Consider the following 8,233-nt stretch of genomic DNA (forward strand, 5'->3'; position numbering starts at 1 on the left):
CTTATTAATTTAAATCTTAAAATAGCTTATAATTATAGCACAAAAATAGCTATTAATGCAGAACTAAACTGTTTTTATTTCAACTTATTCTGTGTGAATAAACAAAGTATTTTCAATTAATTGGCATAAACAGTTCAAAATCATTGTGTGCATTTCGTAGGCCATCACCTTTTTGTAAGATGGAATTCTGATTTCAATATCATTCTGACCAAGCAAACCGATTACTTCACCGCCATCAAATGCGGTTAATGCAACAATTTTCATATCTTTTATCACAGCTTCTTGGACGGCACGAATAATTGAGCGACTATTACCTTCACAAGTGGATATAATCAAAATATCACCTTGTTGCCCTAAAGCTTGAATTTGCCGCGCATATATCTCTTCATGATTTGATATCGCACTTAACAAAACATTATCCGAAACTAAAGCAATAGCAGGAATACTTGGCCTTTCAATGTCAAGACTTGTAATTAAGCGTGAAGTAAAGCTTTGTACATTCGCTGCCGCAGCCCCATTACCACATCCCATAATTTTATTACCATTAAGTAATCCACCAACAATAATATTAGCTGCTTTTTCAATTGAAGAGCCTAGTGATTCCGCCATCACTATTTGAGTTTGAATACTTTCAGTAAAATAATTTTTTATTAAATCTTGCACGTTTTTCACCTAACCATTAAAACGCATTAACTATCCATTTTTGATCTTTGCCCGTTATGGCAAAAACATCAAATCTAAACTCTGTTTCTTCAATATTAAAGTTATTCTCTAACATCCAAAGTTGTGCAGCTTGTTTAATTTTAGATTGTTTATTAAACGATATTGTCATTTCAGCTTCACCAAAATGGGCATTTTTTCGATATCTAACTTCAATAAAGACCAAGCAGGTTTTGTCTCGCATAATTAAATCAATTTCACCAATTTGGTATAGGCTATTTTGTTCCAATAATACAAGTCCTTGCTTGGTTAAAAATTGGCAAGCTAATTGTTCATAATACTTACCAATTTTTTTACTATTCGCTTTGCTGTGAGGACTGATCAGATGCTTCATAAACATATTCTTGCCAAGAAAGTGATCGCGTTACTTCGCATTGATTACTTGTTGACAATTTACCGGTCATACCATCTAAAAAATTAGGTTGATAAGAATCCAATTGATTGAAACGATTAGCGAGTCTCCATGCATCAATACCCATAGCGTATAATCGAGTTAAAGAATAATCTTTTTGAATATTGCCAGGGATAAGGGAAGACGTTCTATCAGATGAATTGATAATCAATGGGATATCAGCATACTCAGTTTTATTCATATCATAATTAAAATCATTTGAAGCGCTTGCTACATGGCTTTTAGAACTAGAATAAAGCGTAACTGATGATGATCCATTACCAATAGTTTTGCCCGCTCCCAAATCAAGCATTGGTTTTATTAACGTTAATTCGTCATATGAGGCATAAACATAAATCGCGTCAAAACCAGCGGAACTTGATGATGTTGTAGCATTACCATCATCAAAAGAGACTGGTCGGCCAGTTAAACTTATTCCACTATTATGATTCATATTGCCCCTCAAAGTACCGATACTACCGACATATTGGACATAAGCTTGAGAACCATTAGCAATTTGTGACCATTGTTTAGCAAAACTTTTAGCAACTCGTCTACCTAAATCAGTTTGTGGAACAATTAACAGTGGTTTTTGCTTATTTTGAGCAAAAATATGGTCAGCCGCATCTTTTGCTTCATCTTCTGGCGATAATGCGAAGAAACACATCTTATTAGAGGAAACAGTACCATCATCCACTTTATTTAATGCTAAAACAGGAATAGACGGTGCTAACTGTTTTATTTTAATGACTTCTTCTTTCAACAATGGACCAACAATTAATTCAACATTTTGTGCTTGAGCTTGTTCAATTAAGCTTTCCATTGGCAATGATGTGGTATCTAAAACAACAACATTTTGTTGCGGTTCTTGTGGATAAAATTTAACTGCATCAACATAACCTTGACGAATTGTATTACCAAATATACGAGAAGAACCATTTAAAGGTAATAATAAAGCAACTGTTTTCGTATTTACATTATCAACAGAAAGCTTTTGGCCACCTACTAGCGCCGAAACAATCTCTTGGGCTGGATGATTTGGATATCTTGATGACCAATCTTCAATAGCTTGTTTTAATTGTGCACTTTGACTACTATTTGTTGCATCAACAACATCAGTACTATCACCTGACTGAGCTAATGCTTTTTTATTATTACTTTTATATGTATAACTTAAATCAATCCAACCCCTTAATATTACTTCATTATCAGCAGCAGAAATTTGACTTATTTGACTTGCAGATAGTTTGCTAAAGAATTTCCAAGTATTATTTAATATCTGCTTTTGATGTTTCTCAGGGGCAAATTTTTGTAAAGATAAATAATCATGAGCTTGTTCATTTATATTTCTAGCTTTGCGATCTAAAGCTAATTTTATTGAATAATAACGATATGATTGTGAATCATTTAATTTATCAACAGATAGTTGATTAAGATTAAATGGCTGTCCTTTTCTGACCGCTATTTCGCCTTGAGATAACAATTGGTCTTTTTGTTGTTCAGCATTAAGATTCGCAGGAAGCTCAGATAATAATTTGTTTGCTTGAGACAATTTATTCTCATTTATTAAAGCCCGCACAGCTAACAATTGCCAATCGATTTTGGCATTTCCTGAACTTGATTCAGCTTGCGACAAATAATAATTGGAATCTTTAGTCTCATCATATTTACCACTTTTCGATAAGCTGAGATTACAGCCAATTAAAAGCGAAAATAATGCTAACATAACAATAGCATAAAAGGATTGTTTTAATTTCATACCCATTCTCTTATAAATTTTCATCCCCAAATTCGTTGCACATGAACAGTAACTTCCTCACGATCGTGATAAAGCTGCTTAGCCTGAATTTGTACATTGATTTGATTATTATTTAGTTCTTTTATTAGTAATTGTAAATTTTGTTTTACTTCTTCATAACGTTTTTTCATTGGCAACTTGAGATTAAAAATTGTCTCTCGGCACCAACCATTAATAAGCCACTTGGCAATTAATTCTGTTACTTTGGCTGGTTTTTCAACCATATCACACACTAGCCAATAAATATTATGCTTTTTAGGTATAAATTTGAAGCCATCTTCACGATAATGTTTAACTTGCCCTGACTCCATAAGTTTTTCATTCATCGGACCATTATCTATAGCATATACCATCATGCTTCTTTTGACTAATTGATAAGTCCATCCTCCAGGACACGCACCTAAATCAACTGCATTTAAACCACCTTTCAGTCGTTCATCCCACTCTTCATAAGGAATAAAAATATGAAAAGCTTCTTCTAGTTTTAACGTGGAACGGCTTGGGGCATCAGCAGGAAATTTTAATCTTGGTATTCCCATATAAAAAGGCGAATTATTTTGACTTAAGGAATATCCTACATAACAACTATTATTGTTAATGAATAATAGATGAATTACTGGCCGTGATGGATTCTGAACTTTTAAAAGGATGCGCTTATTTCGTAAAGCTTGTCGAAGAGGAACTGTAAATTTCCGACAAAATCCTGCTAATTGTTTACCTTCATTCGTATCAGCAACTTCGACACGCAAATCACCTGCTTTATCAACAATACCAGATAATGCCTCGATTATAGGAGTGATACGATCTTCTGTTGGTAAATTATCTAATAAATCACCTGCAACAAACATTTGTCTGGCAAAAATCAGTGTTCGAAATGAAATTTCTTTAATCAATAATTGAGCATCACCATCTTGGTAACATTCAAATATTATATAACCACTATTTTCTTTAACTTTCGCAAATCCAAATATCTCTTTTTGTGCGGCCCTATCTGTTATTTCTGCCGCACATTCTTTTTCGAATCCAGGCCGGCAATACAAAATTATTTTATTTAGTTTTTGCATATCGTATCTTATCGTTTTTCACAATCGAATTTGTTAAATTAATCTGATTGAACTTTATCAGTATATAAAGGTGCATCCCCTTTGGGACGAGTTTTAAATCGTCGATGCAACCACATATATTGTTCTGGTGCTTTAAGAATTTCCTGTTCAATTGCTTTATTCATAAACGTGGCTGCTTGAACATCATCATCGATAGGATATCCCTTAAGTTCAGGAGTCACATAAACGGTATAATGACCTTTTGTTTCACGTTTAGGGGTGAAAGGTATAATTGCTGGTTGGCCTAATTTAACTAAAATTCGAGTCCCTATTGTGGTTGCGGCTTTTTCGACAGCAAAAAGTGGAGCAAATACACTATTTTTAGGTCCATAATCGTGATCAGGAGCATACCATAACAATTCACCATTTTTTAGTGCTCTAATCATGCCTTTAGTATTATAGCGATCCAACATATATTTGTTTGATTTTAAACGCCCTTTTAATTGAATATAATCCATAACCGGATTATCGTTTGGTCGATAGACACCAACACCAGGATGACTCATTCCTAAAATACGTGCACCTAGTTCTAACGTTAAAAAATGAATCCCAATTAATAGAACACCTTGTCCAGATTGTTGTATGCGAGTGATATGCGAATCACCTACAATTGAAGAGTGTTTAGCAAGTCTTTTATCTGACCAAAACCAAGCCATACCCGTTTCAAATATAGCAAGTCCAGTTGAAATAAAATTATCTCTTAATATTTTATCGCGTTCTTGATCGGTTTTTTCAGGAAAACATAGTTTCAAGTTCTGTTTTGCGGTTTCTTTACGCTTACCGATTAATTTCATTGAAATCAATCCCAAGCCTTTTCCTATTTGATAAATTATTGGATATGGCAACAATACGATTAGATATAAAACACTAATACCAAACCACGTTAACCAGTAACGAGGATGTAATAACCGTTTTGTAAAAGTAGGATGAATTTCTTGACTCATATTAAGATTAAATAACAATTTAAACAAAGTGAATTATTATATACCAATCTTGAATTAAGCGGCAGAAAAATAAAATAATTAAGCATGATGGAACATCATTTTATTAATAGATTTTTTTGTAAAGATAATGTTTTAAAAAAGATGTTAGGGATTAAATTGATTAATCCCTATTCTATAATTTTTAGTAATTGTTAAATTGAAACATGCTCAAAAAGGCCGCTCCTCAACTTTTTTTAATTTTAAATAGCTACTGGCGCTTTAATTGCAGGATAAGGGTCATAGCCAACAATTTCGAAATCTTCAAACTCATAATCAAAAATTGTAGGTGGCTTACGTTTAATAACCAGTTTAGGCAATGGTTTCGGCTCACGACTTAATTGTAAATGGGTCTGTTCCATATGATTAGAATAAAGATGTGTGTCTCCACCAGTCCAAACAAAATCACCGACTTCTAAATCACACTGCTGAGCTATCATGTGAACGATTAACGAATAACTGGCAATGTTAAATGGTAATCCTAAAAATACATCACATGAACGCTGGTAGAGTTGACACGATAGTTTACCTTGAGCAACATAAAACTGAAAAAAAGCATGACATGGCGCTAATGCCATCTGATCAAGTTCGCCAACATTCCATGCAGAAACGATCATTCGTCTTGAATCAGGATCATGTTTAATTTGTTCAATTACTTGAGAGATTTGATCTATCTGACGACCATCGGCGGCTCCCCAAGCACGCCATTGTTTACCATAAACTGGGCCAAGATCACCATTTTCATCCGCCCATTCATCCCATATCGTTACTTTATTATCTTTTAAATAATTAATATTGGTATCACCTTTAAGAAACCAAAGCAATTCATAGATAATTGAACGTAAATGACATTTTTTTGTTGTTACCAACGGAAAGCCATCTTGCAAATTAAATCGCATTTGATGACCAAAGATCGACAATGTACCTGTCCCTGTTCGATCTGATTTAGGTGTTCCCTCATCTAAAATTTTTTGCATTAATGCTAAATATTGTTTCATTTTGAGATAACCTTATTGTTAAATCTATATGCATATAAAAGGATCAAAATTCCACCGATAATCATTGGTAGACAGAGAATTTGCCCCATACTAATAAAATTCAAAAATAATCCTAACTGTTCATCTGGTTGTCTGAAGAACTCTATGATGAATCTGAATATTCCATAGCAAACCAAAAATAGCCCTGACACAGCACCTGTTGGACGTGGTTTACGGATAAAAAGGTTCAAAATAATAAATAAGACTATGCCTTCAAATACCATTTCATAAAGTTGTGATGGGTGTCTTGGTAAAACACCATTTAATTGGCTATATAAAGAAAACCATTCGGGATGTGATTGTACAAACATAAAATCGGCATGAGTCGAAGTCGGAAATAACATACCAATTGATGAGTTAGTTACACGTCCCCAAAGTTCACCGTTGATAAAATTACCAAAACGGCCAAACATCAAACCGATCGGAACTAACGGTGCAACAAAATCGGCTACTTGCATAAATGTTTTTTGGGTCTTTTTAGCAAATATAGCAATAACGCAAATTGCACCAATCAATCCACCATGGAAAGACATGCCGCCTTCCCAAACTCGAAATAAGATTGCAGGCTCATCAATAAAAGCATCAAAGTTATAAAATAATATATAGCCTAATCGTCCACCAATGAAGAGACCTAAAAATCCCCAGAATAGTAAATTTTCAACTTGTTGCGATGTCCAATTACTATTTGGTTTGTTAGCTCGTCGCTTAGCTAAATATAAAGCGCCAAGTATGCCAAATAAATACATTGCACCGTACCAATGTAAGGAAATAGGTCCGATTGAAAAAGCAATTGGATCAAAATTGGGGAATTGTAAAAATTGATTCATTTTTTAACACGCTGTTTATTTTTTCGTTTATGAGTAAAGAAGTTAAATCGTTTTTTCTTAGAAAGATTTGTTATAGGATCTTCTATGTCAGATTGTATAGTAAAAACAGGCAAAGAAAACTCTTTCATCGCCTTACGATATACATCACGCTTAAAAGCAATAACCTGCCTTATAGGATACCAATAACTTACCCACTTCCAATCATCAAATTCTGGCGTTGGTGAAATATTTAAGTTTATTACCGATGTATCAGAAATTAATTCTAATAAAAACCACTTCTGCTTTTGGCCGATACATACAGGCTGATTATCCCAACGAATCATTCGTTTAGGTAGTTTATACCTTAGCCAGCCATTGGTAACCGACAAAATTCTTACATCTTTGGGTTGTAATCCTACTTCTTCATTAAGTTCACGAAACATTGCTTGTTCAGGTGTTTCGTTTAGTTTTATTCCGCCCTGAGGAAATTGCCAAGAGTTTTGCCCATAACGTCGAGCCCAAAGTACTTGACCATACCTGTTACAAATAACGATTCCTACATTTGGACGGTAGCCATCATTATCGATCACTGACTACCTCAAAAATTTATTTTTTTATATAGCTGAATTGTTTCATACATACACTAATAAATAAATAGAAAAATGATATTAATCGTCTAAATCTAATATTATATGCGAGATTTTTGGGATAATTTAATAATAGTAATAATATTAATTAGCGCAAATGTAATCTCTATCGCTAAGCTTCCTAAAGAGCCTATCCATAAACTATAAATGATCCATAAAGCACTACTCAATAATATAAGTAATCGCATTTTTTGTTGTTCAAATCGAAATAGCGCAATGGTTACTAATGTCGTTCCTATAACCGAGAAATAATTAATGAATTGCTTCCAATCCGGCGTTGTAAAAAAATAAAATATCCACATCAATGCAATAAAGAAAAACATTGCTAAAAAATTCTTAGTATAAGTAGAAGTCACATTCCTAAAAATATTTACAATATTGAGTATAGCAGCAGGATAGGATTCAGGACCTAATAAATAAAAATGCAGCGTCATAATGACGTTAACAATCGTTAATTGCCATCGGAATGCATTATCATTACGTTGCAAAAAGGCACTAACACCGACAAGATAACCTAATATACCAATTAGTTGAGGAACTGTTGTGTATTTTTCAATAAAATCTGAACCAAAAAATTGATATAAAAAGTTTAAATTATCCACTGTTTACTCCTTAGACAAATGGATCTGAATAATAAATGATTCATGAATATACTTTTACTATTTGTAGAATGCAAAAAAGCCCAGCATTGCTGCTGGGCTTTCGCTCTAATTTAAAAGTCTGGCGGCACCCTACTCTCACATGGGTAATA

The 8,233-nt window shown here is 33.5% G+C and carries 9 protein-coding genes; all 9 read right to left on the reverse strand.

What is annotated here, in order from left to right; genetic code table 11:
- Positions 1 to 84: 84 nt before the first annotated feature.
- A complete protein-coding gene (locus J3U00_RS10535; RefSeq protein WP_065561979.1) occupies positions 85 to 663 on the reverse strand; it encodes an SIS domain-containing protein in 579 nt (192 codons plus the stop codon).
- Between the two features lie 16 nt (positions 664 to 679).
- Entirely contained in the window at positions 680 to 1,054 is a 375-nt protein-coding gene (locus tag J3U00_RS10540; protein ID WP_065735146.1) for a YraN family protein, read from the reverse strand.
- Positions 1,017 to 2,870: a penicillin-binding protein activator gene (locus tag J3U00_RS10545; RefSeq protein WP_267332362.1), complete on the reverse strand. Its 1,854-nt coding sequence runs from the start codon at positions 2,868 to 2,870 to the stop codon at positions 1,017 to 1,019. Before J3U00_RS10545 ends, J3U00_RS10540 begins: the two co-directional genes overlap by 38 nt.
- A 20-nt stretch (positions 2,871 to 2,890) precedes the next feature.
- A complete protein-coding gene (gene rlmM / locus J3U00_RS10550; protein ID WP_065735012.1) occupies positions 2,891 to 3,973 on the reverse strand; it encodes a 23S rRNA (cytidine(2498)-2'-O)-methyltransferase RlmM in 1,083 nt (360 codons plus the stop codon).
- A 38-nt stretch (positions 3,974 to 4,011) separates the two neighbouring features.
- Positions 4,012 to 4,956: an LpxL/LpxP family Kdo(2)-lipid IV(A) lauroyl/palmitoleoyl acyltransferase gene (gene lpxL / locus J3U00_RS10555; RefSeq protein ID WP_267332363.1), complete on the reverse strand. Its 945-nt coding sequence runs from the start codon at positions 4,954 to 4,956 to the stop codon at positions 4,012 to 4,014.
- 239 nt (positions 4,957 to 5,195) lie between these two features.
- Positions 5,196 to 5,990, reverse strand: coding sequence for a thymidylate synthase (gene thyA, locus J3U00_RS10560; RefSeq protein WP_065735010.1), 795 nt, complete (start codon positions 5,988 to 5,990; stop codon positions 5,196 to 5,198).
- Positions 5,987 to 6,856, reverse strand: a complete 870-nt coding sequence (gene lgt / locus J3U00_RS10565; protein WP_267332364.1) for a prolipoprotein diacylglyceryl transferase — start codon at positions 6,854 to 6,856, stop codon at positions 5,987 to 5,989. The genes thyA and lgt overlap by 4 nt, the downstream gene beginning before the upstream one ends.
- Positions 6,853 to 7,425, reverse strand: coding sequence for an RNA pyrophosphohydrolase (gene rppH / locus J3U00_RS10570; RefSeq protein WP_065735008.1), 573 nt, complete (start codon positions 7,423 to 7,425; stop codon positions 6,853 to 6,855). Before rppH ends, lgt begins: the two co-directional genes overlap by 4 nt.
- A 98-nt stretch (positions 7,426 to 7,523) precedes the next feature.
- A complete protein-coding gene (locus J3U00_RS10575) occupies positions 7,524 to 8,084 on the reverse strand; it encodes a YgjV family protein (protein WP_065561971.1) in 561 nt (186 codons plus the stop codon).
- Positions 8,085 to 8,233: the final 149 nt, after the last annotated feature.

The organism is Gilliamella sp. B3127 (genome assembly GCF_026536935.1).
Lineage (GTDB): Bacteria > Pseudomonadota > Gammaproteobacteria > Enterobacterales > Orbaceae > Gilliamella > Gilliamella apicola_E.